We start from the raw sequence: 25,817 nt of genomic DNA, 5'->3' as shown, positions 1-25,817 counted from the left end.
TCGTTGTCGAGGAAGTGTTCCATCTGGGCCTGCAGGTATTTGCGGGTGTTGGGCTCCATCAGGTTCAGGTGCTTCTCGTTGATCAGCATGGTCTGCTGGGCCTGCCATTCCTGCCAGGCCTTCTTGGAGACGGTCTGGTACAGCTCTTCGCCTTTCTTGCCCGGCATGGGCGGGAAGTCCAGGCCCTCGAGTTCTTGCTGGTACTTGCGGCAGAAAACGGTGTGGCTCATATCGGCTCCTGTCGTTGATGGCCTGTGAATTGGTTAGTTATCACCTTGAAGGAGTACTGGCCCGGGATGATAACAGATCAAAGCAGGGCGGGCTGCTCGGGGCTGGTCAGCAGGGTGCGGATGGGGGCGGGCAGCCCCAGGCTGATGGCCTCATCCCGGTACACCCAGCGCTGGTCGGCGTCGTCGGCAATCGCGGTACCGGAGGCTGCGATCAGCCGGGCGGGCTGGATGTGCAGGTGGTAGTGGCTGAAGGTGTGGCGGAAGCCCGCCTGCAGTTCCGGTTCGCCACAGCTCAGGCCCAGGGCCTGTTCGCAGGCGTCGGGGAGTTCCTCGGCGGTGTACGCCGGGTCCAGCTCCGGCAGGCTCCAGAGGCCGCCCCAGATGCCGCTGGGTGGGCGCTTCTGCAGCAATACCCGGCCCTGGCGGTCTTCCAGGATCAGCATCCAGGTGGCTTTCTCCGGCTTGGCCTTCTTGGGCTTGGAGCCGGGGTAGAGGGAGACTTCGTCGCGGGCGTGGGCCTGGCAACTGGCCTGTAAGGGGCACTCCTCGCAGGATGGCCGGCTGCGGGTACACACCATGGCCCCCAGGTCCATGATGGCCTGAGTGTAATCCCGCACCCGCTGGTGGGGGGTGTGGGTCTCGGCATGCTGCCACAGTTGGTTCAGCACCGCACTCTGGCCGGGCCAACCGGCGACGGCGTGGTGGCGGGCCAGCACCCGTTTGACGTTGCCGTCGAGGATGGTGGCCCGCTGCTGGAAGGCCTGGGCCAGGATGGCGGCGGCGGTGGAACGGCCAATGCCGGGCAGGGACTCCAACTGCTCCTGGTCTGCCGGGAACTCGCCGTCAAATTGCTCGACCACCTGTCTGGCGGCCTTCTGCAGGTTACGGGCACGGGCGTAGTAGCCCAGTCCGGACCAGTGGCCGAGGACGTCGTCTTCCGGTGCCGAGGCCAGGGCCTCGACATCCGGGAAGCGCGCCATGAAGGCTTCGAAGTAGGGGATCACCGTGGCCACCTGGGTCTGCTGCAGCATGATCTCCGAGACCCACACCCGGTAGGCGTTACGGTCCCGGTGCCAGGGCAGGGTCTTGCGGCCGTGACGGTCGTACCACCCCAGCAAGCGCTGGGCAACACTGCTGCTCATCGGCCAAACAGTCCCTTCAGGGCGTCCTTCACCTGTTCGGCGCCTTCGCTTTCCATGTGGCGCTCCAGCTCTTCAGTGACTTTCTCTTCGGCACGTTCGCGGGCCCGTTCCACCTCTTCCTCGGCCTTGGCGCGGGCGGCGTTGGCGGCGATGGTCTTGAGGGTGTCGCGGAAGCGCGAACCGTCGAAGGAGCACAGCCCGCCGGGATCGTCGGCGAAGTTGCCGCGGCACTCCACCGGCACCACCACGTTCTCGACATACTCGGTCACCCGGCAGGCTTCATCCCGGTGGAGCTCGCCGACGATGCGCAGGCCGGCCTCGTAGTCCAGGGCCTCGGCGGTCAGGTCGACGGTGCCGTTGCCTTCCAGCTTCATGCCGGCCAGGGCGGCGACCAGGTCGGTGTTGGTGAGGGTGTTGCCGTCCACCTTGAGGGTGCCGCGCATGTCATTGAACGGGGTGGAGGTGCCCCAGCCGGTGGTGGCCAGGGTGTCCTGGTTGGCCAGGGCGATGCCCTGGCAGGCCATGCGGGTCAGGTTCATGCGGGTGAACTCGCCCTCGGCCAGGTTGAAGCCGATCTCGCCCTTGGCGTTGTTGCGCAGGGCGGAGATGCGGTTGCCGGCGGTCTTCAGGTCGACGTTGAGGTTGGCGCCGCCGGAGAGCATGTCCACTTCCGCCAGGTCGGTGAGCAGTGGCAGGGTCTGCACGTTGTTGACACGGGAGCCGATGGCCCAGGTGGGGGTGTTGGTGCGAGCGTCCAGGGTGACGTTGGCATTGAAGCCACCGTCGTACAGCTTGCCGCTGAGCTCATTGACCTTGAGCACGCCGTTGTTGGCGGTGATCACCGCCTTGAGATCGTTGATGGTCAGGTTACTGGCGATCAGCTCGCCCAGGCCCAGGTTGATGTCCAGGGCGAGGGTGCGCAGGGTGTCCAGGGGCAGCAGGTCGCTTTCCTCGGCGCTCCCGGCCGTCGTGGCTTCCGCTGGGGCGTCGTCGGTCGGTGCCTCGGCCTCTCCGGTTTCTTCGGCAGGCGGGGGCAGGTAACGGTCGACGTTGAAGGCATCGCCCTGGAGGTTCAGGGCCGCGGCGCCGTTGGCCAGGGTGTAGCTGGCGTTTCCTTCGAAAGTGCTGTCATCCACCTGGATGGAGAGGTTGTCCAGGGAAACCATGCCGGGCGGGCCGTCGAGGTTCATGGCCAGGGCCAGGGCTCTGAGCACGTCCGGATCGGAGGTCTCGATGGCCGGCTGGCCCAGGGCGTCGAGCAGCTCCTTCAGGGAGAACTCGGCAATGGCCAGGTTGCCGCTCAGTTCCGGCGAATCGCCAAAGCCGCTCACGTTGAGGTTGGTGGTCAGTTGCAGGTTGGCCAGGGTGGCGGACAGGTCGTTCAGCGCGGCGGTCTCGTTCTCCAGGTCGGCCACGGCGCCGCCCTTGATCACGGCTTGCACGGTCTTGCCACCAAAGGGCTCGCCGCTGAGGGCAAAGCGGGCGTTCAGGTTGGCCATGCCAAAGCGATTGAGGGCCTCGTTGGCGTTCAGGTCGGCACGAATGGTGCCGTCCACGCCGAACGCCGGCTGGCTGGTGGCAAAGCGGAAGGCCAGCTCCAGCGGGAAGTCCTTGCCCAGGGCAATGTCACTGGCGCTCAGACCGACGTTCTCCAGGGTCACCGACTGGCCGGTACTCTTGTCATTGTAGAGCACGTTGGCGTTGGTGATGCGTACGCTTTCCACATTGAAGTTGAGCGGCTCGCCACCCTCGGCTGTTGTGGGTGCCGGCTGGGCATCGGGTTCTGATCCCGGCGCCGGTTGTTCATCGGATGGAACCGAGGCAGTGTCACGTTCGTCTGATTCAGGCATGATGCGAGTCCAGTTGCCGGTGCCATCCTGGTCCACCACCAGGTGGGCGTCCAGACCGTCCAGCACAAAGGTGTTCACTTGCGGGGACAGGGCGATCAGCGACCAGAAATCCACCTGGGCCACCAGTTGCTCCAGGCGGACCAGGCGATCCCCTTCCAGGGTGGCCTCGACGCCATTGAGTTCGAGACCCAGCGGGATAAAGGACCAGCCGATCTCGCCCTCGAGGATCAGCTCCAGGTTGGTGGCGTCTTCCACCGCTTTCTCGATCTGGGGCTTGTAGTCGTTGGGGTCGATAACGGCAATCGCAACGGCGACGGCGACAACGGCCAGCACGATCAGGCCGATGACGGCCAGGACCAGGTAACGAACTGCTTTCATGGTGTCGGCTTCCTTTCGGGTCGGTTCCGGAGATAAGACGCAGATGATTGCAAGGATAACGTAGGCGTCCCAGAATTAAAGGCGAACTGTATGACAATCGGTTAGGGTTCAGACAGAATGGGCGCCCAATAACAACCGCCAGGCCGGTTCGGCACCGCCCCACGGCGAGCAGTACCAGAGACAACTATTCAACAATGAGTGTAAGGAGAGGTTTGTGGCTATCACTGTGTCCATTGAATTGAGTCGGGACTTCGAGATTCCGGCTGCCTATGGCGAAGTGTTCGACCTGTTGGCGGACGTCCCCCGTTCGGCCGGTTATTTCCCCAAGGTGGATAAGCTGGTGGATCTGGGCGATAACGCCTATCGCTGGGAGATGGAGAAGATCGGTATCGACAAGCACGCGATCCAGTCCATCTATGCCTGTACCTACCAGTCCGACCGGGACGCCGGCAGCATCACCTGGAAACCGGTGAAGGGTGAGGGCAACGGCGTGGTGCAGGGCTCCTGGGCACTGAAGGCCAACGGCGACAATGCCACGGTGGCGAAGTTCAGGACCTCCGCCGAACTGACCCTGCCACTGCCGGGCCTGCTCAAGCTGGCCATCAGCCCGGTGATCAAGCACGAGTTCAACAGCCTGGTGGACACCTACGTGGACAATCTCAAGAAGGCGTTCTGATACAGGGAGCCTATCGAGAGAATTAAGGCCGTGGTGAGACGCTGGGCGCAAGAACAGGTATAATCCGCACTCGAAAGTTTATTGGCATTGTGCCGTCTCATTGCACTGGAGTCCCCATGGCCGAACGTAAGGCTCGGGTAGAACGAAATACCCTCGAAACCCAGATCACCGCCGAGATTGATCTCGACGGTACCGGTAAAGCCACCTTCGATACCGGTGTCCCCTTCCTGGAACACATGATGGACCAGATTGCCCGCCACGGGTTGGTGGATCTGAACATCGTGGCCAAGGGCGACCTGCACATCGACGACCACCACACCGTGGAAGACATCGGCATCACCCTCGGTCAGGCGTTCAAGCAGGCGGTGGGCGACAAGAAGGGCATCCGCCGTTATGGTCACGCCTATGTGCCGCTGGATGAGGCCCTGTCCCGGGTGGTAATTGACCTGTCCGGCCGTCCTGGCCTGATCATGGACGTGCCCTATGCCCGTGGCTCCGTGGGAGGCTTCGACGTGGACCTGTTCGAGGAGTTCTTCCACGGCTTCGTCAATCACTCCATGGTGACCCTGCACATCGACAACCTGCGCGGCAAGAACACCCATCACCAGATCGAGACCGTATTCAAGGCCTTCGGTCGCGCCCTGCGCATGGCCATTGAAGTGGATGACCGGATGGCGGGTATCACCCCGTCCACCAAGGGCTCGCTGTAACCTGCCGGAGTTGAGTTTCAGATGAAGACCGTTGCCATTATTGATTACGGCATGGGCAACCTGCATTCCGTGAGCAAGGCGGTTGAGCATGTGGCCCCGGAGACCCGGGTGCTGGTCACCGACAATGCCGACCACATCCGCGAGGCGGACCGGGTCATCCTGCCAGGAGTGGGCGCCATCCGCGACTGCATGGCGGAGATCCGCCGCCTGGGCGTCGATGCCCTGGTGCAGGAAGTCTCGGTGGACCGGCCTCTGCTGGGTATCTGCGTGGGCATGCAGGCCCTGATGTCCCACAGCGAAGAGAACAACGGCGTTGACTGCATCAACCTGTTCCCGGCCCAGGTACGCTACTTTGGCGACAGCCTCAAGGAAAAAAGCGGAGAGCACGCTGGCGAGCGCCTGAAAGTTCCCCATATGGGCTGGAACGAGGTCTACCAGACCGTCGATCATCCGGTGTGGCACAACATCCCCGACGGCGAGCGTTTCTACTTCGTCCACAGCTTCTACGCCGAGGCGGAACACAACCCGGACCTGGCCGGTCGTACCCATTATGGCGTCGACCTGGCGGCTGCGGTGGCCCGGGACAACATCTTCGCCGCCCAGTTCCACCCGGAGAAGAGCCACAACGCCGGCCTGCAGCTACTGAAGAACTTTGTTACCTGGACCGGCGCCTGAGCCGGGCCGGATACTGAATCGACTGACTGATACGGATTCCCTCTCATGCTGATTATTCCCGCCATCGACCTGAAAGACGGCAAGTGCGTGCGCCTGCGCCAGGGCCGCATGGACGACTCCACCGTGTTCTCCGACGACCCCGTTGATATGGCCGCCCGCTGGGTGAATGCCGGCGCCCGCCGGCTGCATCTGGTGGACCTGAACGGGGCCTTTGCCGGCGAACCGGTGAACGGTGAGATCGTCCAGGCCATCGCCAGGCGCTACCCGGACCTGCCGATCCAGATCGGCGGCGGCATCCGCTCCCCGGAAACCATCGAGGCCTACCTCAAGGCCGGGGTGCAGTGGGTGATCATCGGCACCAAGGCGGTGAAGGAGCCGGAGTTCGTCACCGAGATGTGCAAGCAGTTTCCCGGCCACATCATCGTGGGCCTGGACGCCAAAGACGGCCGGGTGGCCACCGATGGCTGGGCCGAGGTGTCCGAAGTGATGGCCACCGACCTGGCCAAGCGCTTCGCCAGCGACGGTGTCGACTCCATCGTCTACACCGACATTGCCCGGGACGGCATGATGCAGGGCGTCAACGTCGAGGCCACCGCGGCGCTGGCCGAGGCCGGCGGCATCCCGGTGATCGCCTCCGGCGGGGTCACCAACATGGACGACCTCAAGCGGCTGGCCACGGTGGCGGACAAGGGCATCCTCGGTGCCATCACCGGCCGGGCCATCTACGAGGGCACGCTGGACGTGGCCGAGGCCCAGGCCTACTGCGACAGCCTGTAATTACGATCTTCTGACAAGCGGAGCGCACGACCATGTCTCTGGCCAAACGCATCATTCCCTGCCTCGACGTCGACAAGGGCCGAGTGGTGAAAGGGGTGAACTTCGTCGATATCCGTGACGCCGGTGACCCGGTGGAAGTAGCCCGCAAGTACAACGAGCAGGGCGCCGACGAGATCACCTTCCTCGACATCACCGCCAGCCACGAGAGCCGCGACACCACCTATGAGACGGTGGAGCGGATGGCCGCCGAGGTGTTCATCCCGCTCACCGTGGGTGGCGGCGTGCGCACCGTGGACGATATCCGCAAACTGCTCAACGCCGGGGCCGACAAGGTGTCCATCAACACCGCCGCGGTGTTCAACCCGGAGTTCGTCCGTGAGGCCGCCGAGCGCTTCGGCAGCCAGTGCATCGTGGTGGCCATCGACGCCAAGAAGGTCAGTGGCGAGGGCGAGCCGGAGCGCTGGGAGATCTTCACCCACGGCGGCCGTAAACCCACCGGACTGGATGCAGTGGAATGGGCCAGAAAGATGACCGAACTGGGGGCCGGCGAGCTGCTGCTCACCAGCATGGACCGGGACGGCACCAAGGTCGGCTTCGATCTGGGCCTGACCCGGGCGGTGAGCGACGCGGTCTCGGTACCGGTGATCGCCTCCGGCGGTGTCGGCGAGCTTCAGCACCTGGCAGACGGCGTCACCCAGGGCGGCGCGGACGCGGTGCTGGCGGCCTCCATCTTCCACTTCGGCCAGCACACCATTCCCGAGGCCAAGCAGGCCATGAAGGATCAGGGCATTGAGGTCCGGCTGTAGGGCGTAGCAGTTCTCCATAAAAAAGCAGGCCACTCGGGCCTGCTTTTTTTATGGAGGCTGGCAAGGGTCACTGGCTGGCGTTGTTGGCCAGTGCCGGGGCAATGGCCCGCTTCTCCCCCTCGGCGAACATCTCCCGGTTGTTGTTGCGCAATGCCCATAACCCGCTCACCGTGGCTACCGCAATGCCCTGCTGGTCCAGTTGGGGGAGGTGCTTCTCCAGGTAGTCCACGGTCACCTTGTGGGGATGGCCAATGCCAATGGCGCTGCCGTTCTGCCGCGCCATCTGGATCAGTCGCTGGAATTGCCGGTCGACGAACTCCTCGGTCTGCTCGTGGTCCAGGAACACGTCCCGGGTCAGGGTCGGGATCTGGTAGGCCTCGGCGACGTCGCTGGCCACCGAGCTGGCGATGGTGCGACTGTCGACAAAGTAGAGCGGGTAGCGGTACAGCTCCGACATCACCCATTCCATCGGCTCCATCATCTGGGTAAGCCGGCTGCCCATATGGTTGTTGACGCCCCGGACATGGGGAATGGACTGCAGGGCCCGGCGCAGGGTGCTGATGGTGTCGTGACGCCCCATCTCGCTGGTCAGGCCACCTGCTCCCAGGTCGAAATTGCGGGTGTTCGCCATGGGCGCATGGAGCATGATTTCCTTGTTGTTCCGGTGAGCCTGCTTGGCCAACATCGTGGTGAAGCGCCGGTAGGGCAGGAACGCGAGGGTGATTGGCTGCTCCAGGGCGATCAACCGTTCGCCCTCGTGGCGGTTGTGGCCCATGTCGTCAATGATGATGGCGATGGTGGGCGGCACCTGGCCGGTGCTGGCGCTTGCAGGGTGGGTGCCCGCCATGGCCAGGATTGGCGCCAGCAGGGCGCCAATCAGCAGGGACAGTCGTAACATCCGTTTACTGGGCTCCGTTCTGTTGGCGATCGAGGATCTTCATGCCCTTGAGCAGGTTGAGAGCCGACCGGAGTTGGAAGTCACGGTCGATGGGGGAGCTGTCTTCCTCGTCGGCAGCGCGGGCCCGGGAGTCCAGGTCGTCTTCCTCGCCGTTCTCCAGGTGGCCGCTCAGGTCCGCTTCGGTGAAGAAGGGCCGTCCCTCCAGCTCGGTCAGCTGTGCCGGGCGTACCTCGATATCCGGGGTGATGCCGCGGGCCTGGATGGAGCGGCCGTCCGGGGTGAAGTAGCGGGCGGTGGTCATCTTGATGGCGTGGGTCTCGTCCAGGGGAATGACGGTCTGGACCGAGCCCTTGCCGAACGACTGGGTGCCCATCACGACGGCGCGCCGGTGGTCCTGCAGGGCGCCGGCGAGGATTTCCGAGGCCGAGGCGGAGCCGCCATTGATCAGCACCACGGTGGGGGTGCCGGAGGTGATGTCGCCGGGGGTTGCGCTGAAACGCAGACGGGAGCTCTGGATGCGGCCCTCGGTGTAGACAATCAGGCCCTCGTCGAGCAGGGAGTCGGCGGCCTCCACGGCGGTCTGCAGGATGCCGCCGGGATTGTTGCGCACATCGATGATCAGGCCGTCGAGGGTGCCTTCGTTGTCGGCCATCAGGTCCTCGATGGCGGCCCGGAAGTCGGCCCCGGTTTCAGACTGGAACTGGGTGATGCGGACATAGCCGTAGCCATTCTCCAGCATGCGCGATTTCACGCTGTTCACCCGGATGATGTCGCGCTCGACGTCGATCTCGATGGGCGCACTCTCGCTCTCGCGCATGATGGTGAGCGTCAGGATGGTGCCGGGCTTGCCGCGCATCAGGGTGACCGCCTCCTCCAGTGACAGCCCTTTGACCGGCTGGTCGCCCAGCTTGATGATCAGGTCACCGGCCTGTACGCCGGCCTTCTGCGCGGGGGTGTCATCGATGGGGGCGATCACCTTGACGAAGCCGTCCTCCATGCCCACTTCGATGCCCAGGCCGCCAAACTCGCCGGTGGTGCTTTCCTCCAGCTCTTCGTAGTCCTGCGGGGCCAGGTAGGTGGAGTGGGGGTCGAGGTCGGCCAGCATGCCCTTGATGGCGCTTTCCAGCAGTTGCCGGTCGTCCACTTCCTCAACGTAGGCATCCTTGATCCGGCTGAAGACTTCGGTGAACTTGCGCAGGTCGTCCAGTGGCAGTTGCTCTTCCGGGTCCGGCAGGCGGATCTGTACCGGTTGGCCGCTGTTGATTTCCTCGAGCAGCCGTTCCTGCTCCTCGCGGTTGTCCTCGGCCAGGGTGGGAAGGGCTATCAAACAGGCGGCGCCGATCAGCACGTGAAAACCTGGTAGGTACCGTTTACTTCTTGCCTTTCCCATTCACCTGTCCTGTTCTGTTCCAGTCAAATAATGAAAAGTTTTCTTAGAGTTATAACAGTATGGCGTTCCGGGCTGGCTTTGTCAGCCCACCCCGTGGGTGAGTGCCCCAGCTGTGTGCTGTGCCGGATCAGCGTTGGCTGAGCCAGCGCCGGGGGTTCTGGGGCGTGCCCTGGTGGCGAACCTCAAAATACACGGCTGGCTGCTCCGTGCCCCCGGTCTGACCGGCAATGGCAATGGCCTGGCCGGCGGCCACCCAGTCGCCGGGACTGGTCAGCAGGCTGCTGCTGTGACCATACAGGCTCATGAAGCCGTCGCCATGGTCGACGATGGTCATCAGGCCAAACCCCCGCAGCCAGTTGGCAAACACCACCCGGCCATAATGCACCGCTTTGACCTCGGCGTCACTGTCTGTGGTGATCAGCAGGCCGTTATGACGAAGCCGGCCCTGAGCCAGGCTCTCGCCAAAATTGCGGATCACCTGACCCTGTACCGGCCACGGCAGTTTGGCCCGCAGTGAGCGGAAGGGTTGCGATTCGTTGGGGGCGGGAATGCTGGCGATGGCCGCCTGAACTTCCTTCAGCAGTTTCTCCAGCCGTACCCGGTCGGCTTCCAGGCTTTCCCGGCGATCCTGGCGGTTACCAATCTCCGCTTTCAGGGCCGCCAGAGTCTGCTCCCGTTGGGCCCGGCTGTCCCTTAGTTGCTGCTGGCGCTGGGCCACGTCCTGCTCCAGCTTGGCCAGTCGGGTCTGGGTGGCGTTGGCTTCGTGCTGGGTGCTGCGCAACTGGCGCAGGTTGGTATTGAAGGCCTCCAGCCGGCGCACCGTGTCCTGGCTGAGGTATTCATAGTAAGTCATGGTGCGGGCGAGGTTCTGCGGGTCCACCTCGTTGAGCAGCACCTTGATGGCGGGGGTGTCCCCTTCCATCCAGGCGGCGCGGATCTGCTGCTTGAGCCCTTCCCGCTGGCGGTCCAGCACGTTGATCAGCTCGCGCTCCCGCTGGCGCAGTTCCGCCAGGTGGTCACGCTGCTGTGCCAGCTGCTGGCGCAGTTCCCGGCGTTGCCGGGTCAGCCGGCTGATCTGCTGTTCGGCCCGGACCAGAGCCTGTTCCAGGTCGGACCGTTCGTCCTCGGCGTCTGCCAGCCATTCGTCGATGTCGGCGATCTGCTCCTTGAGCGCCTCGATCTGCTGGGGCGACACATCCTCGTCCGCCAGGGTGGGGGCGCACAGGAGCAGCAGGCCCAGGCACAGGCCCAGGACTGCAGATCCCGTGAATCGAAGGGGCAGGTCGCGCATGGTCAAGCCGACCGGTCCGCCGGACCGGCCCGCTTACAGGGGGTCAACCAGGCTGTGCCCGGTCATTTCCGCCGGCTGCTCCAGGTCCATCAGGCTCAGCAGCGACGGCGCGACGTCGCTCAGGCTGCCGTCGTCCTTCAGCCGCAGCTTGCGTGGGCCGACGTAGACCAGGGGCACCGGGCCGATGGTGTGGGAGGTGTGCACCTGGCCGGAGTTGGGGTCGGTCATCTGCTCACAGTTGCCGTGGTCGGCGGTAATCAGGGCCTGGCCGCCCACTTCCTCCAGCGCCTCGGCAACCCGCTGGACGCACTGGTCGAGGCATTCGGCGGCCTTGACGGCAGCCTCCAGCTTACCGGTGTGGCCAACCATGTCGCCGTTGGCGTAGTTGCACACCACCAGGTCGTACTTGCCGCTCTTGATGGCCTCCACCAGTTTGTCGGTGACTTCCGGCGCGCTCATCTCCGGCTGCAGGTCGTAGGTGGCCACTTTCGGGGATGGCACCAGGATGCGGTCCTCGCCTTCGAACGGGGTTTCCAGGCCACCGTTGAAGAAGAAGGTGACGTGGGCGTATTTCTCGGTTTCGGAGATGCGCAGCTGGGTCTTGCCCAGCTTGGCCATGATTTCGCCCAGACCATTGGTCAGCTGCTCCGGCGGGTAGGCGCAGGCGGTCTTGATGTCGGCCGCGTACTCGGTGAGCATGACGAAATCCGCCAGTTGGGGATGCTTGCGACGCTCGAAGCCATCGAATTCCGGCTCCACGAATGCCCGGGTCATTTCACGGGCGCGGTCGGCGCGGAAGTTCATGAACAGCACCGCGTCGCCTTCGTTGATGGTGCCTTCGCTGTCACCCTGGGTGCGGATGCGGGTCGGTTTGACGAACTCGTCGTTCTCGCCGCGCTCGTAGGCCATAGCCAGCGCTTCCTGGGGATCATTGGCGGTGAATTCGGCTTCGCCCAGGGTCATCAGATCGTAGGCCGCCTCGACCCGGTCCCAGCGGTTGTCCCGGTCCATGGCGTAGTAGCGGCCAACGATGGAGGCCACCCGGCCAACGCCAAGGGATTTCAGCTTGGCGGCGGCTTTCTCCAGGGATGGCTGGGCGCTGCGCGGCGGCATGTCGCGGCCGTCGAGGAAGGCGTGAACGTAGACTTCCTTGGCACCCCGTTGGGCGGCCACTTCCGCAGCGGCGAGGATGTGCTTCTCATGGCTGTGCACGCCACCCGGAGAGAGCAGACCCATCAAGTGAACCGCGCGGCCGTTCTCGACGGCCTTGTCGATGGCCTGGCAGATGACCGGGTTGCTGGCAAAGGCGCCGTCTTCCAGGTCCTTGTCGATGCGGGTCAGGCTCTGGTACACCACCCGGCCGGCGCCAAGGTTCATGTGGCCGACCTCGGAGTTGCCCATCTGGCCCTGGGGCAGTCCGACAAACATTCCGGAAGTGTTGATCAGCGTTTTCGGTTGCTGCTGCCAGAGTTTGTCCCAGAACGGGGTCTGGGCATTGCTGATGGCGTTGTCTTCCGCTGGGTCACGGTGGCCCCAGCCATCCAGAATAATCAGTGCAGTCGGCTTGCGCGTCACAGTCATCACTTCATCCGGTGTGTTTGGCGAAATTGGGAAATGGGAGCGCTGATTCTACCCGTTTTGCCGGTTTCAGGCTATGCGACTTCTGATCTACGCCGGCAAGTTGTTTGTCGAGGCCGGGGCCCGGGCCTGCCTTCTGTCGCCGGGAGAGGGTGTGTATAATCGCGCCAAAATCAATCAACAGGGTTTGTTCATGGACAGGTTGTTCGAGTTTATAGTCAATCACTACATTCTGGTGTCGATTTTCGTTGCGTTGCTGGCGGCCCTGTTTGTGCTGGAATCCCGCCGTGGTGGCCAGAAGATCTCCGCCCAGGCGGCGGTCAACCTGATCAACCGGGACGAGGCCATCGTGCTCGATATCCGCGACCGCAAGGACTACGCCGAGGGGCACATCACCGGCGCCCTGCACATTCCGCTCAACAGCCTGAAGGAGCGGATGGCCGAGTTGAACAAGCACAAGGGCAAGCAGATCGTGGTGGCGGACAAGATGGGGCAGCACGCAGCCATGGCCGTCAAGCAGCTGACCGCGGAAGGCTTTGAGAATGTGGTGCGGCTCAATGGCGGTATCGCCGACTGGAAGGCCAGCAATCTGCCCCTGGTCAAGAAGTAGTGTGGTGACTGCCGGGGCTCGGGGCCGGGCCCTTGAATTGATGGCCAATCTGCCGCACTGTTTCACATCAGCACGCGGAGCCAGTGGGTACACTGTCGCGGTCGCGCTAATAACCGAACAGGGCACCTGGTGCCCCCTCAGAGATCGAAAGGATTGAACATGGCTGATAACCAGCAGGCCGCAGCAGGCAGCGAGAACGCAAATCAACCCCAATTTGCCCTTCAGCGTATTTACGTGAAGGACCTGTCCTTTGAATCACCGAACGCACCGTCGGTGTTCCAGGAACAGTGGAAGCCCCAGGTGAACCTGGACCTCAACACCAGCCACACCAAGATCAGTGACAACCAGTACGAAGTAGTGCTGGCCCTGACGGTGACCGCCAAGGTGGGCGAGAAGGTGGCCTACATCGTGGAAATCCAGCAGGGCGGGGTGTTCCTGGTGCAGAACATCGAGGGTCCGCAGCTGGGGCAGATGCTCGGTGCCTACTGCCCGAGCATCCTGTTCCCCTACGCCCGTGAAGCCATCGACGGTATGGTCAACAAGGGCAGCTTCCCGGCCCTGATGCTGGCCCCGGTGAACTTCGACGCCATCTACGCCCAGGCCCTCAAGCGCAAGCAGGAGGAAGCCCAGGCGGAAGCGGGTCAGGAAGGCCAGACCCACTAACGGCTCAAGCCATAACCGGCCGGCCCCGGCCGGTTATGGCGGCTGTCCTCCCGTCCTCTCCATCCCGCCAGTGCGTCGCCAGTCCGGCCCCGCGCCGTGTCTTCCTGTCGGTACGCGGTGCCCGCTCAGGGCGGGCTCGATAGCTGTTCGGAGACGATTGAGTCCAACACCCTGTCCACATGTCCTTCCTCCTTGAGTCTCTGCAAGCTCTTGGACAGGCAGGGCATATCATCGATCCGGGAACGGTGGATAAAGTGGTACACCGGTTCCTGCAGTACCGGGTTCCCGGCCATCAGACCCTCGTGCTCGAGCAAGGCTTTTTCGGCGTCCAAGCCCAGTGTCAGCCCGACATCGATGCGATCCCGTTCCAGCAAAAGCACCAAGTGCTCGGTATTGTGGGCCAGCAGCGTGGAGACGCCCCGGGGTAGCAGTGGCGGAACCATGCGGTAGCCATTGATGTAGCCGACGCGCTTGACCGACGCCAGGGTATTGCTGGCGGGAATGTCCGGGTTGACGTAGATCGGGACGACTTGCAGGACCGTGATGGGCGGCTCCAGGGCAACCAGCGGGCCATTGGCGTCGATCGAGGTGCGCAGCCGGGCCAGCTCTCCGTCGGCCCGGCCTTCCTCCGCCAGGCTGAGCGAGCGCGCCGGCGGGGCTTCCAGGAAGTTCACCTGCAGACCGCAGTTCTCATACACGGCGGTGATCAGTTGCTGGCCGGCGTGAACGGAGGCTTCGGAGGACTCTTCCAGGGAGGTGATCAGCCGAACCTGACCGGCCTCGCCGCCGGCCGTCGTCGAGGCTGTCCAGCAAAGCATCCCGCTCGCAACGGCAAGCCGCCACAGCCATGCAACACGGTGTCGGGGCAGGACAGGCGGATTCTTGATTGACACCCTAGACGCCTCCGCTGAAATCCAGCTGGCGCCACGCCTCGTAAACCACCAGCGCTGCAGTATTAGACAGGTTCAGGCTGCGGGAATTGGGTTGCATGGGTACCCGTAACAGCTGGTTAGTGGGTATTTTATCCCGGACTTCGCCGGGCAGTCCACGGGTCTCCGGGCCGAACATCAGGTAGTCCCCGGCCTGGAACCGGGCCTGGTGATAGCCCTGCCGGCCCTTGGTGGAGAGGCCAAACAGCCGCTCGGGCTGCTCGGCCTGCAGGAAAGCCGAGTAGCTTGCGTGGACTTTCACAGTGGCGTACTCGCTGTAGTCCAGCCCGGCGCGACGCATCTGTTTGTCCTCCAGGCTGAAGCCCAGGGGTTCGATCAGGTGCAGTTGGCAGCCGGTGTTGGCGCAGAGCCGGATAATGTTCCCGGTGTTGGGGGGGATCTCCGGCTCGTACAGCACCACGTTCAGCAGGGGCGCCGAGGGGGTGGTCATCAGCGCTCGACGGCCAGCGCCACACCCATGCCACCACCGATGCAGAGGGTTGCCAGGCCCTTGTGGGCCTCCCGACGCACCATCTCATGGATCAGGGTCACCAGGATGCGGCAGCCGGAAGCGCCGATGGGGTGGCCGAGGGCAATGGCGCCGCCGTTAACGTTGACCTTGTCGGTATCCCAGCCCAGGTCGCGGTTGACGGAAATGGCCTGGGCGGCGAAGGCCTCGTTGGCTTCCACCAGGTCCAGCTCATCCACGCTCCAGCCGGCCCGCTTCAGGCAGCGCTGGCTGGCGGGAATCGGACCGGTGCCCATGATGGTGGGGTCCACCCCGGCATTGGCGTGGGCGCGGATGGTCACCAGCGGGGTCAACCCGAGTTGCTCGGCCTTCTCGGCGCTGCACACCAGCACCGCCGCGGCGCCGTCGTTCAGGGAGGAGGCGTTGCCGGCGGTCACCGTGCCGTCTTTCTTGAACGCCGGGCGCAGCTTGGCCAGGCCATCGGCGGTGACGCCGTCCCGCGGGTTCTCGTCCTTGTCCACCACTATGGGATCGCCCTTGCGCTGGGGGATGCTCACCGGCACGATCTGGCTGTCAAAATACCCGGCGGCCTGGGCGGCAACCGCTTTCTGCTGGGAGGCGGCGGCAAAGGCGTCCTGCTCCTCGCGGCTGATGCCGTACTTGTCGACGATGTTCTCGGCGGTGATGCCCATGTGGTAGTCGTTGAAGGCGTCCCACAGGCCGTCGTTGATCATGGTGTCGATCATGGTCCAGTTGCCCATGCGCTGGCCATTGCGGCTGTTGGGCACCACATGGGGGGCCTGGCTCATGCTTTCCTGGCCACCGGCGATCATCATCTCGGCGTCGCCCTCGCGGATGGCCTGCACCGCCATGTGTACCGCCTTGAGACCGGAGCCGCATACCTTGTTGATGGTCATGGCCGGTACCGAGGTGGGTAGACCGGCGTTAATGGCGGCCTGGCGGGCCGGGTTCTGGCCGCAACCGGCGGTGAGTACCTGGCCCAGCACCACTTCGTTGATCTGGTCGGCAGCGACGCCGGTCTCTTCCAGCAGCGCCTTGATTACGGCACTGCCCAGCTGGTCGGCACGCAGGCTGGACAGACCGCCCCCGAAGGTGCCAACGGCGGTCCGCTTGGCGGCTACAATTACTACATCACGCATGGTTAGTCTCCAATAGCGGCTAGGGTCCCGTCGGATCAGCTCGATCACCCGCTGAGCCACGGCGGGCCTTGAGGACAGGCCGCGGTGGCGACGGTTTGGTGGTTTCATATCGGTGTGGCCTGCATTGTAGCCCAAAGGCGGTGGCCGACCAACGAGCGTGGCCGGCGCGGCTACATGTTCAGGCTGCGACCGCCGTCGACGGCGAGGATCTGTCCGGTGATGAACGGGGCGTCACACAGCAGGAAGGCCACCGCCCCGGCGATGTCCTCCGGCGTACCGGTACGGCCCAGCGGGGTCTTGTCGAGAATGGCCTGTTGATGTGCCTGGTCTGCTTCAATGCCGCTCTCGGGCCAGAGGATGGCGCCGGGGGAGACACCGTTGACCCGCACCGCCGGCGCCAGGTCCTTGGCCCAGGCCCGGGTCAGGGTGGCGAGGCCGGACTTGCTGGCGCAGTAAAGGGGGTGATCGGCCAGGGGGCGCTGGTGATAGATGTCGATCAGATTGACGATGCCGCCGCTGGCCCGTTGCAGGGCAGGCAGGCAGCCCTGCACCAGCAGGAAGGGCGCCCGCAGGTTGGTGTGCAGCAGGGTGTCCCAATCGTCGCCGGTGGCCGAGGCCGTCGGGGTTGGGTAGAACACCGAGGCGTTATTGACCAGGCCGTCCAGCCGTCCCCAGTGCGCGACCGCCTGCCGGGCCAGGCGGTCCACCTCGGCCGGCTGGCTCAAGTCCGCGGCCAGGGCGATGGCGGACTCCGCTCGCTGCCGGTTGAGGGCCGCCACCAGGTCCTCGGCCTGTTGCTGGCGGCTGCGGTAATGCACGATCACCCGCCAGCCGCGCTGGTGCAGGTGACGGGCGGTGGCTGCGCCGAGACGGTGGGCGGCTCCGGTGATCAGGACAACGGGGGATTCGGTCACGATTACCTTCCTAGTGGGTGGGCAACAACGCCTGTATACGCCGGAGACGTTCCTGCCGGATCGCCTGGCCCAGCGCCTTGCCCTTGTGGCCCTGGGCCATCAGTTCCCGGGCGTTGACCTGGGCGGTGGTGTTTGCGGCCTGTTGAAGTTGTTCCAGAATGGGCGCCTGGCGGCGTTCCACCACGCAACCAAGTACCCCGATCAGTCGGTCGAAGCGCTCGGGTTTGCGCCAGGCGTCCGTCAGTTCCAGCAGTTGCAGCAGGTCTTCGGCGCAGGCCCCGGTATCGGCGGGCAGGGTGCCGAGCTGCTCGCGGCAGCGGGTGGTCAGTCGCACCAGTTGCTGGCATTCGTTGGGGGCCTTCATGGCCTGGGCCCGATGCTCGGCCTGCCGGGCCGGCAGGGGCGATAGCAGTGCCGCCAGCCGGGTGTCGGTGGCGTCAGCCTTGGCGCTGATGCAACGTAGCGCCGCCAGGGCGGTGGCCAGCCGGCTTTCGTCCAGCTCCGGTATCAGCACCGCAAGGGCGTTGCAGGCCTGCAGCACCTCGAAGAAGACTGTCGGCGCCTGCTCCTGTAACGCCCGTTGAACCTCCTGCCAGACCCGTTCGGGCACCAGGTGGTTCACCTCGCCGTCCGCCACCATCTGCCGCATCAGGGCCATGGTCTCGTCGGCGACCCGGAAACCCTTGGGCGCAAAGCGGGCGGCAAAGCGGGCGGTGCGCAGGATGCGCAGGGGGTCTTCGGCAAAGGCGGGCGAGACATGGCGCAGCCAGCGATCCGTCAGGTCCTGATGGCCGTTAAACGGGTCCACCAGCTGGTTGTCGGCGTCCCGGGCCATGGCGTTGATGGTCAGGTCCCGCCGCCTGAGATCTTCCTCCAGAGTGACATCCGGCGCACTGTAGACCACGAACCCGTGGTAGCCATGGCCCTGCTTGCGCTCGGTGCGGGCCAGGGCGTATTCCTCATTGGTCTGCGGGTGCAGGAACACCGGGAAGTCCGCGCCTACCTGGCGGTAGCCCTGGGCCAGCATGTCTTCGGGGGAGGCACCAACCACCACCCAGTCCCGGTCCTTGACCGGAATACCCAGCAGTTCGTCACGGACTGCGCCGCCAACAAGATAGGTGTCCATTCCAGGGCCTCGGTGAATAACTGGGGCCGATTATCCGGGCTAAGGCAGGGGTAGGGCAAATGTGAAACAGTGATAAGTCGCGGGGGGGATGAAAAGGCGCCTCCACCGTGACCGATGGAGGCGCCTGTTACCGGCTGGGTCAGAAGGCGGCGCCGAGTTCGATGGCGGCACCCACCTCCGAGTCGCTGATCAGGCCGCCGATGTCCAGGCGTGCCCCGAACGGGCTCAGGCCGATGCCGGCGGTGAACTGGGTCTCTTCCTCCACGCCGCGATGGTCGTCGTTGCTGGCCAGGTTGTGGCGCAGGCCCACCCGCAGCTGGGCGTAGCGCAGGGCGTCGAACTCGGCCCCCACCGCCAGCCACTGGGTGTCGTCGCTGAAGCCGAAGCCTTTCTGTTCGGTCAGGTCCAGCTCGGCGGTGGTGACATGGTATTCACCGTTGTGGGCGATACCGGCCGTGATGCGGGGGTCGATCTCCAGTTCGGCACCGCTGGTGGACTCCAGGTCCATGGGCAGCAGGTTGCGGACCGACAGGCCGGCGTTCCACTCACCGTCCTCACCGAAACGGTAGGCGGCGCCCAGGTCAACGTTGAACTGGCTGTCGTCTGTCTCGTTCTCGTCGGAATCGAAGTCGTCATCGTCGAAGTCGCCGACCCGCTGGACGTACTCGAAGGTGCGCAGCTGGACATATTTCGGGGACAGGCCCAGGGACAGGCTGTGGCCGTTAGCCAGCTCGAAGCCCCGGGCGAAGCTGACGCCGATCTCCGCGGTGGAGGCGGCGATGACGGTGCCGTCGGAGGTCAGCTCCGATTCAACATCTCGAACGCCAGTGGCTACTTCCGAGGCGGCGATGACGTCCTCCTCTATCTCCCTGAGTATCTCCAGGTCATTGTCGGTGACGTTGCCACGGGTGGTAACCCGCAGGCTGCCGTCGGTGAAGACCCCGACAGAGAGCGTCTCCAGGGGGATCGACAGGCTGAGGCCGGCGCCCACATCGACTCGGGCGGTATCGCGGTCCAGCTCGTCGAGCTGCCGGCGTAAGACTCCGGCATTTTCCTGAGCTTCAACGGGGGTATCGCTGTTCGCGAGCCGGTCGATGGTGTCCTGGATGTCGTCAATCTGGTCGACCACCTCCTCCTCATCGGCGAAGCGGGCGTTGACGGACGGCAGGATCAGGCCAAAGTCGTCGGCCCAGTCGTGGTGGTCATCCGCCAGCATTGCCGGGTTGGCAATATTGGCGGTGGCCGGATGGGCCACGGCAACGCCGGTGCCGCCCATGGCGAAGGAGCGGGCGGTCTGGAAGGTCTGGGGGGCCGCCATCACGGTGGTGGTGGTGGAAGCCGTCAGCCCGATGGCCAGGGCCAGGCGGGAAACTCGGATACCGGTCATAAGGTCAAGTACTCCTATCTATGTGGCCGGTGCATGGTAAATTCTCAGTGGTAAGGACGAAATACGTCCGGCCAGGGTTCCGGATCATGGCTACCGGAATGTCAGGGTAAGGCAGTTATCATGGCGCATCAGCGAGATTGCGGTTACCGAATGTTTACCGTCTGTTAAAACAGGCCTGGGGTGTTCCGGCCCGCTCCGGGGTAACCGGCGAATCTTTGCCGCATCGCAGGCCGGAAATGGCCGTGACGAGCCGGCGTTTCATGGTAAAACAGGGGGTTGGCCGGGTTGGCTCGTTTTTTTCATGGCCCGGCAATAGATGAATGTTTGGGAGAGATTGCATGGCTTCTCGATGGGCGGTTCTGACGCTAACGACGGGATTGCTGGTGGGCCTGTTGACGGCTTGTGCCCCGACCGGCCTGTACTCGCAGCGCGGCGCCACGGATCAACCTCAGCCACAGGCGATTGTGGTGCGGGAGAGCGGGTTTGGCACCTATGAGGATGCCGTCGAGGGCCGCCTGAACACCCGCAAGCGTCTGCTGGCCCGCCGGGCCTCGAAGTTGGACGCCTATCGCAACCTGGCCGAGCGGGTCTATGGCACGGTGATTTTCGGCAGCTCCACGGTGAGCGACTTCGTTCTGCATAACGACAACTTCCGCAGCTATGTGGACAGTTACATTCGCGGTGCCAAGGTGGTGGCGGTCAACGAGCACAGTGACGGGGTGGTGGAGACGGTGATGGAGTTGAAGTTGGAGCCCCGTTTCCGGGAGTGTGTTTCCCAGGTGTCGGATGACCAGGTTCAGGCTAGCTGCCCGATACCGATGCCAATAGGCAACGACAGTGCCGGCGACGTCCACAGCCAGTCGGTCGACGCCCTCTACTATCTGGACTGATCAGACGATGACGCGATATTTCCCAGTGGCAGATCTGTGTACCCATGCTCTCCGAGGTCTGAGTCGGCTCGCCCTGACGGCATTGCTAGCCGTTTCCGTGCCGGCGTGGGCGGTGGTGCTGGAGGGTACCGGACACGGGGTCATTCATGGCGACAACCTGGAGCAGGCCCGTGAGGAGGCCCGGCGGGCGGCGTTGCGGGACGTGGCGTTGCAGTATGAGGCGCGGATCGACAGCCGAGACACCCTGGCCAACGGGGTGATCACGGAGTCTGAGCTGGTGGTCTCTGCCTCGGCCAGGGCCCGTGACATTGAGATTCTCAGCGAGGGCCGGGTGGGCAACCTGATGCGGGTCACCCTGCGGGCGGACATGTCGGAAAGCGCCAGTTGTGACGCAGGAGCCGCGGCTCGGCTGAAGAAGCGCGTGGCCGTGGCCGGCTTCCCGCTGCTGTACCCGGACCAGGCGACGCTGGGGCGCATTGGCGATGCCGGTGAAGGGTTGCCGTACCGGCTGCGGGTCAAGTTGCAGGAGCAGGGGCAGTTGGAGGTGTTGAACGCCTCAACCACCCGTTTGTTCCAGGACCCATTGAACGCCCCCACCTCCCGTGCCTTCGACAACCGATTGACCAATGTAGTGGACCTGGCCCGGGAGCTGGATGCCCAGTTTGTGGTGGCCGGCGTGATCCGCAGTGTGGCGGTGGAAGACCCGGAAGCCTGGGGCTCCTCGGTGCTGAACCGGATGCAGCGGGGACTGGGCATGGCCAACCGGCAGCGTCGGTTCGTCGCCGACCTGATGGTGTTTGACGGCTTCAGTGGCTCTTTGGTGTACCAGCAGCAGTTTGTCACCACGGGCACCTGGGACGCCGCGCCGGCCAGTTCGGACGGCTTCGGTTCCGCCGGCTTCTGGCAAACCGGCTACGGCGAGGCGGTGGCCGGGGAGGTCGACAAGATGACTGCCGCGGTGGGGGATGCGGTGCGCTGCCAGCCCTTCATCACCCGCGTGACCCGGGTCGACGGGCGGCGGGTGACCCTGGCGTCGGGGTCCACGGCGGGGTTGCGGCCGGGAGACGAGCTGCACCTGTACCGCAGCTACAGCCACTTCGACACGCCGGACGCGGCACCGGAGCTGCGGGATGGTCGCGCCACGGTGACCCTCAATAGCGTGCACCCGCAATTCAGTAACGGCGAGATGCCGATGACCGGTGGGCTGGTGAACATCCAGCGCGGCGACATGGCCATCGTGTGGTAGAGATGCCGATTTCACAGGTGTTGTGAAGGCCTCGCAAAACCTGTGGTGGCTTCAGGCCGCTTCCTTGGCGGCGATGTCGCGGATCTTGCCCACCATCGCCCGCAGGCCGTTGCCCCGGGTGGGAGATATGTGGCGGAACAGGTCCAGACGCTCGAACAGCTCGTCGATGTCGGTGGTCAGCAGGTCGCGGGGGCTCTTGCCGTTCAGCGCAACCAGGATGATGGCGGCCAGGCCGCGGACGATCATGGCGTCCGAGTCGATCATCAGGTACAGCTTGCCGTCGTTCTCGTCCTGGTGGTGGATCAGCCAGACCTGGCTCTGGCAGCCGTGAACGTAGTTTTCCTCGGTTCTTTCGTCATCGGGAAATGCCGGCAGCTGCTTGCCCAGGTCGATGATGTAGGCGTAGCGCTCTTCCCAGTCGTCCAGGAACTCGAAGGCGTCCAGCACGTCCTCAAGGGTAACGTCCTTGCCCAACGGGTTGTCGCGAAACTGTTGTTCGGTGGCGGTCATTTACAGCATTCCCAGTTCAAGCTTGGCTTCATCACTCAGCATATCGTTGTTCCAGGGCGGATCAAAGGTCAGCTCCACGGTGACCTTGTCGACATTGGGCACATGCTCCACCTTGCGCTTGACGTCGTCGGTGATCACCGGGCCCATGCCACAGCCGGCGGCGGTGAGGGTCATCTTGATGTAGACGTGATTGCCTTCCGGGGTGCCGTTCATCACCTGGCACTCGTAGATCAGGCCCAGTTCCACCACGTTGACGGGAATTTCCGGGTCGTAACAGTTACGCAGGGCTTCCCACACCTGGTTTTCGTTGACGGTGCCGTCTTCCGGGGTGTCGAAGCTGCTTTCCAGCGGCTGCTTGCCCAGCGCATCGGCGTCGTGGCCCTCGATACGGGCCAGGTTGCCGTTGACGGCCACGGTAAAGCTGCCACCCAGTGACTGGGTGATCGTCACAAAGGTATCCGCCGGAATCATGATCTCGGTGCCGGCGGGCACCAGCCGGGCTTCCACTTCACGCTTGGTGAGCACCACTTCCCGTTCTGGCATGGGCTGGCTGACCTCGTTTATCTCTCGCAGGGTTGCCGAGCGCGGGCTCAGGCAACCGTGAAACTTTCGCCGCAACCGCATTCCGCCGTGGCGTTGGGGTTACGGAACTGAAACAGGGAGTTGACGCCCTGGGTGATGAAGTCGATCTCGGTGCCGTTCACCATCGGTAGGTGCTCGTGCTTGACGTAGATATCGACACCATCAACGGTAAAGACGTCGTCATCCGCCTCGGGGGTTTCCACCCACTGGGTCTCGTACTTGAATCCGGAGCAGCCACTCTTCTTGATGGCCAGCCGGATCCCCTTGGCCTCCGGCTTCTTCGCCAGTTGCTTGCGCACATGGGATACCGCACTGGGCGTCATGGTAACGCCAACGGTGGGGGTAAAAGTCTCGGCTGTCATGCATCCACCTTCATCAAACAAACAGACGCTGAACTTTCTGCAAGGCGGAGAACAATTGCTCCACCTCCTCGAGGGTATTGTAAAACGCAAACGACGCCCTGGCTGTACCGGGAACCCCATAGAAGTCCATCAGCGGCATGGCGCAGTGATGGCCGGTGCGGATGGCAATGCCCTGCTGGTCCAGCAAGGTGCCGATGTCGCTGGGGTGCAACCCGTCCACCTTGAACGACATCACCGGCACCTTGTGGGCGGCGGTGCCGATCACCGACATGCCGGGGACCGAGTCCACCAGGGTGTTGGCCTTCTCCAGCAAGGCCTGCTCCGCTGCCTCGATGGCCTGGCGGTCGAGGCCGTTCAGGTAGTCGATGGCCGCGCCCAGGCCTACCGCTTCGGCGATCGGCGGTGTGCCGGCCTCGAACTTGTAGGGCAGGGTGTTCCAGGTGGTTTTCTCGAAGGTCACCCGCTCGATCATCTCGCCGCCAAACTGGTAGGGTGGCAGATCCTCGAGCAGTTGCTCGCGGCCGTAGAGCACGCCAATGCCGGTGGGCCCGAAGATTTTGTGGGAGGAGAACACGTAGAAGTCACAGCCCAGCGCCTGCACGTCCGGCCGGTAATGGGGCACCGCCTGGGCGCCGTCCAGCAGGGTCAGGGCACCCGCGGCCTTGGCCTTGGCCACCAGCTCGGCCACCGGGTTGACGGTGCCAAGCACGTTGGACACGTGGGTCAGTGCCAGGATCCGGGTGCGCTCGCTGAGCTGCTGTCCGAAGCTTTCCAGGTCCAGCTCGCCCTGGGGCGTCACCGCAATGACTTTCAGGGTGGCGCCGGTGCGTTCGGCCAGCATCTGCCAGGGCACGATGTTGGCGTGGTGCTCCATGTGGCTGATCAGGATCTCGTCGCCGGCACCGAGCCGGCCGGTGAGGCCGTTGGCCACCATGTTGATGGCCTCGGTGGTGCCGCGGGTCCAGACGATCTCCCGGGTGCTGGCGGCGTTGAGGAACTCGCGCACGGTTTCCCGGGCCCCTTCGAACGCTGTGGTGGCCCGGTCGCCCAGGGTGTGGGCGCCCCGGTGCACGTTGGAGTGCATTTCGCGGTAGTAGCGGTCCATGGCCTCCAGCACGGCCTGGGGTTTCTGGGCCGAAGCGCCGTTGTCCAGGTACACCAGGGACTTGCCATTCACTTTCTGGTCGAGAATGGGGAAGTCCCGGCGAATGGCCGCCACATCCAGGGTGGCTTGTGCTGCTTTTGCCATGGAAAGATCAGTCATACCGCTCAGGCCTCCTCGAACGTCTGGTCGATAAAGTGATTGAGCCGCGCCTGGGCCGTTTCCCGTACTGATTCGACAGGAATCTGCGCAATCAATTCATTGATAAACGCCATGGTGAGCAAAGTGCGAGCGTTACGACGGTCGATACCGCGGGACACCAGGTAGAAGATGGAGGTTTCGTCGAGCTGGCCGACGGTGGCGCCGTGGGCGCACTTGACGTCGTCGGCGTAGATTTCCAGCTCCGGCTTGGTGTCGATCTCTGCGCCGGTGTCCAGCAACAGGTTCTTGTTGCTCATGTTGGCGTTGGATTTCTGGGCATCCTGGTGAATGTGGATGCGGCCGTTGAACACCGCATGGGACTGACCGGCGGCGATGTTGCGGTAGGTCTCCTCACTGTCACAGTGCGGGGCGACGTGCTCGATCACCGTGTGGTTGTCGTAGTGCTGCTTGCCCTGGGTGACCACCACGCCGTTGAGGCGGCAGTTGGCGCCGGACTGCTCCAGTCGCACCTGCAGGTCGTGACGACGCATGGGGCCGCCGAAGCCGACGCAGTGGCTGTCGAAACGCGAATGGGCTTGCTGGCGGACGCCGGTGGCGCCGACGTGCTGGACGTTCTCGCCCTCGGCGGACAGGCGTACGTTGGTCACCTGGGCGCCTTCGGCCAGGGTGAATTCGGTGACGGCATTGACCATCACCGGCTCGCTGCCGTTGGAGATGTACTCTTCCACCAGGGTGATCTGGCTGTGACGGCCGGCGTCCACATAGATGCGCGGGTAGGCGGAGCCGCTGGTGTGGGCGTCTGTCTCGCTGATGATGAACAGCGGCTGGTCCAGGACGGCTTCCGGCGCCAGGCGGATCAGCAGGCCGTCCTCGAAACGGGCGGAGTTCAGCCGGGCCAGCTGGACGGCCTTGGCGTCCAGGGTGTTGTCCAGGCGCTCGGCCAGCTCGCGGGCCTCGTCATCGTCCAGGTCGGCGAAGCGCTTGATTGCGATACCGTCCACATCCGGATAGTCGCTGGCTTCCGGAACCATCGCGCCGTTGTGGAACACCACGTGATAGCCGGGTACCGCCAGGGCGGTACCGCTCTTGCCGCCGGCGGGCAGGCTGCCGGCCAGGGCGTCGTTCAGCTGCAGGTAGCGGCTGGAGTACTTCCAGTTCTCGGTCTTGCGGGTCGGCAGCGGCATGTCCGCGAGGGCGGTGCCCCGCTGCCGGCGCAGCTCAAGCAGCGGCTGCGGCAGGGACTGGCCCGCCGGCTTCAGGAACGCGCTGGAAAGCGTGGGTGCTGGTTTCATTCCTGCGGTCTC

Annotated in this window: 27 protein-coding genes; 9 read left to right on the top strand and 18 right to left on the bottom strand. The window is 64.2% G+C overall.

Going from position 1 to position 25,817, the window contains the following annotated elements; translation table 11 throughout:
• From R3175_RS05460 to R3175_RS05450, 3 genes are all read right to left on the bottom strand, one after another.
• Window positions 1-230: oxidative damage protection protein (locus R3175_RS05460; RefSeq protein ID WP_318942860.1), on the bottom strand; the 230-nt coding region annotated here is incomplete at its 3' end.
• Between the two features lie 77 nt (window positions 231-307).
• Complete coding sequence (mutY, locus tag R3175_RS05455) at window positions 308-1,372, bottom strand: A/G-specific adenine glycosylase (RefSeq protein WP_318942859.1); 1,065 nt, start codon at window positions 1,370-1,372, stop codon at window positions 308-310.
• On the bottom strand, window positions 1,369-3,600 hold the full coding sequence (locus tag R3175_RS05450; protein ID WP_318942858.1) for an AsmA family protein: 2,232 nt from the start codon (window positions 3,598-3,600) through the stop codon (window positions 1,369-1,371). Before R3175_RS05450 ends, mutY begins: the two co-directional genes overlap by 4 nt.
• Window positions 3,601-3,814: 214 nt before the next feature.
• Here R3175_RS05450 and R3175_RS05445 point away from each other — a divergent pair, with 214 nt between their 5' ends.
• From R3175_RS05445 to hisF, 5 genes are all read left to right on the top strand, one after another.
• Window positions 3,815-4,276 carry an SRPBCC family protein gene (locus R3175_RS05445; protein WP_318942857.1) on the top strand — a complete coding sequence of 154 codons (462 nt, stop codon included), beginning with the start codon at window positions 3,815-3,817 and terminating at the stop codon, window positions 4,274-4,276.
• A 116-nt stretch (window positions 4,277-4,392) separates the two neighbouring features.
• Window positions 4,393-4,986, top strand: a complete 594-nt coding sequence (gene hisB / locus R3175_RS05440) for an imidazoleglycerol-phosphate dehydratase HisB (protein ID WP_318942856.1) — start codon at window positions 4,393-4,395, stop codon at window positions 4,984-4,986.
• Window positions 4,987-5,007: 21 nt separating this feature from the next.
• Window positions 5,008-5,661, top strand: a complete 654-nt coding sequence (gene hisH / locus R3175_RS05435; protein ID WP_318942855.1) for an imidazole glycerol phosphate synthase subunit HisH — start codon at window positions 5,008-5,010, stop codon at window positions 5,659-5,661.
• A 45-nt stretch (window positions 5,662-5,706) separates the two neighbouring features.
• Window positions 5,707-6,438 (top strand): 1-(5-phosphoribosyl)-5-[(5-phosphoribosylamino)methylideneamino]imidazole-4-carboxamide isomerase, encoded by a 732-nt coding sequence (hisA, locus tag R3175_RS05430; RefSeq protein ID WP_318942854.1) that lies wholly within the window; start codon window positions 5,707-5,709, stop codon window positions 6,436-6,438.
• A gap of 32 nt (window positions 6,439-6,470) precedes the next feature.
• Window positions 6,471-7,244 (top strand): imidazole glycerol phosphate synthase subunit HisF, encoded by a 774-nt coding sequence (hisF, locus tag R3175_RS05425; RefSeq protein WP_318942853.1) that lies wholly within the window; start codon window positions 6,471-6,473, stop codon window positions 7,242-7,244.
• A gap of 67 nt (window positions 7,245-7,311) precedes the next feature.
• Here hisF and R3175_RS05420 read toward each other — a convergent pair whose 3' ends face one another.
• The 4 genes from R3175_RS05420 to gpmM all read right to left on the bottom strand — a co-directional run bounded on the left by R3175_RS05420 (window position 7,312) and on the right by gpmM (window position 12,404).
• Entirely contained in the window at window positions 7,312-8,142 is an 831-nt protein-coding gene (locus R3175_RS05420; RefSeq protein WP_413231732.1) for a divergent polysaccharide deacetylase family protein, read from the bottom strand.
• Between the two features lie 4 nt (window positions 8,143-8,146).
• Window positions 8,147-9,532, bottom strand: coding sequence for a S41 family peptidase (locus R3175_RS05415; protein WP_318942852.1), 1,386 nt, complete (start codon window positions 9,530-9,532; stop codon window positions 8,147-8,149).
• A 127-nt stretch (window positions 9,533-9,659) separates the two neighbouring features.
• A complete protein-coding gene (locus R3175_RS05410; RefSeq protein ID WP_318942867.1) occupies window positions 9,660-10,823 on the bottom strand; it encodes a murein hydrolase activator EnvC family protein in 1,164 nt (387 codons plus the stop codon).
• A 33-nt stretch (window positions 10,824-10,856) separates the two neighbouring features.
• Entirely contained in the window at window positions 10,857-12,404 is a 1,548-nt protein-coding gene (gene gpmM, locus R3175_RS05405; protein WP_318942851.1) for a 2,3-bisphosphoglycerate-independent phosphoglycerate mutase, read from the bottom strand.
• 190 nt (window positions 12,405-12,594) lie between these two features.
• Here gpmM and R3175_RS05400 point away from each other — a divergent pair, with 190 nt between their 5' ends.
• Together R3175_RS05400 and secB are read left to right on the top strand one after the other, a co-directional pair.
• A complete protein-coding gene (locus tag R3175_RS05400; RefSeq protein WP_318942866.1) occupies window positions 12,595-13,011 on the top strand; it encodes a rhodanese-like domain-containing protein in 417 nt (138 codons plus the stop codon).
• Between the two features lie 159 nt (window positions 13,012-13,170).
• Window positions 13,171-13,674: a protein-export chaperone SecB gene (gene secB / locus R3175_RS05395; RefSeq protein WP_318942850.1), complete on the top strand. Its 504-nt coding sequence runs from the start codon at window positions 13,171-13,173 to the stop codon at window positions 13,672-13,674.
• Window positions 13,675-13,799: 125 nt separating this feature from the next.
• Here the strand turns inward: secB and R3175_RS05390 are convergent, their stop codons facing one another.
• From R3175_RS05390 to traF, 6 genes are all read right to left on the bottom strand, one after another.
• Window positions 13,800-14,492 (bottom strand): hypothetical protein, encoded by a 693-nt coding sequence (locus R3175_RS05390; RefSeq protein WP_318942849.1) that lies wholly within the window; start codon window positions 14,490-14,492, stop codon window positions 13,800-13,802.
• A 76-nt stretch (window positions 14,493-14,568) separates the two neighbouring features.
• Window positions 14,569-15,033, bottom strand: a complete 465-nt coding sequence (gene trmL / locus R3175_RS05385) for a tRNA (uridine(34)/cytosine(34)/5-carboxymethylaminomethyluridine(34)-2'-O)-methyltransferase TrmL (protein WP_318942865.1) — start codon at window positions 15,031-15,033, stop codon at window positions 14,569-14,571.
• Between the two features lie 20 nt (window positions 15,034-15,053).
• A complete protein-coding gene (locus R3175_RS05380) occupies window positions 15,054-16,232 on the bottom strand; it encodes an acetyl-CoA C-acetyltransferase (protein ID WP_318942848.1) in 1,179 nt (392 codons plus the stop codon).
• 170 nt (window positions 16,233-16,402) lie between these two features.
• Window positions 16,403-17,146: a pteridine reductase gene (locus R3175_RS05375; RefSeq protein ID WP_318942847.1), complete on the bottom strand. Its 744-nt coding sequence runs from the start codon at window positions 17,144-17,146 to the stop codon at window positions 16,403-16,405.
• Between the two features lie 10 nt (window positions 17,147-17,156).
• On the bottom strand, window positions 17,157-18,272 hold the full coding sequence (locus R3175_RS05370) for a multifunctional CCA tRNA nucleotidyl transferase/2'3'-cyclic phosphodiesterase/2'nucleotidase/phosphatase (protein ID WP_318942846.1): 1,116 nt from the start codon (window positions 18,270-18,272) through the stop codon (window positions 17,157-17,159).
• 139 nt (window positions 18,273-18,411) lie between these two features.
• On the bottom strand, window positions 18,412-19,659 hold the full coding sequence (gene traF / locus R3175_RS05365; RefSeq protein ID WP_318942845.1) for a conjugal transfer protein TraF: 1,248 nt from the start codon (window positions 19,657-19,659) through the stop codon (window positions 18,412-18,414).
• Window positions 19,660-19,997: 338 nt separating this feature from the next.
• Here traF and R3175_RS05360 point away from each other — a divergent pair, with 338 nt between their 5' ends.
• Both R3175_RS05360 and R3175_RS05355 read left to right on the top strand, forming a co-directional pair.
• Window positions 19,998-20,549, top strand: a complete 552-nt coding sequence (locus R3175_RS05360) for an LPP20 family lipoprotein (RefSeq protein WP_318942844.1) — start codon at window positions 19,998-20,000, stop codon at window positions 20,547-20,549.
• 7 nt (window positions 20,550-20,556) lie between these two features.
• A complete protein-coding gene (locus tag R3175_RS05355; RefSeq protein ID WP_318942843.1) occupies window positions 20,557-21,795 on the top strand; it encodes a flagellar assembly protein T N-terminal domain-containing protein in 1,239 nt (412 codons plus the stop codon).
• A gap of 51 nt (window positions 21,796-21,846) precedes the next feature.
• Here R3175_RS05355 and R3175_RS05350 read toward each other — a convergent pair whose 3' ends face one another.
• Genes R3175_RS05350 through sufD form a run of 5 tightly spaced genes read right to left on the bottom strand, consistent with a single transcriptional unit; the run spans window position 21,847 to window position 25,805 of the window.
• Entirely contained in the window at window positions 21,847-22,305 is a 459-nt protein-coding gene (locus R3175_RS05350; protein ID WP_318942842.1) for a SufE family protein, read from the bottom strand.
• On the bottom strand, window positions 22,306-22,848 hold the full coding sequence (gene sufT, locus R3175_RS05345; protein WP_318942841.1) for a putative Fe-S cluster assembly protein SufT: 543 nt from the start codon (window positions 22,846-22,848) through the stop codon (window positions 22,306-22,308). It lies immediately after the preceding gene.
• Window positions 22,849-22,895: 47 nt separating this feature from the next.
• Window positions 22,896-23,249, bottom strand: a complete 354-nt coding sequence (locus R3175_RS05340; RefSeq protein ID WP_318942840.1) for a HesB/IscA family protein — start codon at window positions 23,247-23,249, stop codon at window positions 22,896-22,898.
• A gap of 13 nt (window positions 23,250-23,262) precedes the next feature.
• Window positions 23,263-24,513, bottom strand: coding sequence for a cysteine desulfurase (locus R3175_RS05335; RefSeq protein ID WP_318942839.1), 1,251 nt, complete (start codon window positions 24,511-24,513; stop codon window positions 23,263-23,265).
• A 5-nt stretch (window positions 24,514-24,518) separates the two neighbouring features.
• Window positions 24,519-25,805 carry a Fe-S cluster assembly protein SufD gene (sufD, locus tag R3175_RS05330; RefSeq protein WP_318942838.1) on the bottom strand — a complete coding sequence of 429 codons (1,287 nt, stop codon included), beginning with the start codon at window positions 25,803-25,805 and terminating at the stop codon, window positions 24,519-24,521.
• Window positions 25,806-25,817 lie beyond the last annotated feature (12 nt).

This window comes from Marinobacter sp. (assembly GCF_033722735.1).
GTDB lineage: Bacteria > Pseudomonadota > Gammaproteobacteria > Pseudomonadales > Oleiphilaceae > Marinobacter.
The sequence above is the reverse complement of the archived record's forward strand: the minus strand, read 5'-3'. Positions and strand labels throughout refer to the sequence as shown.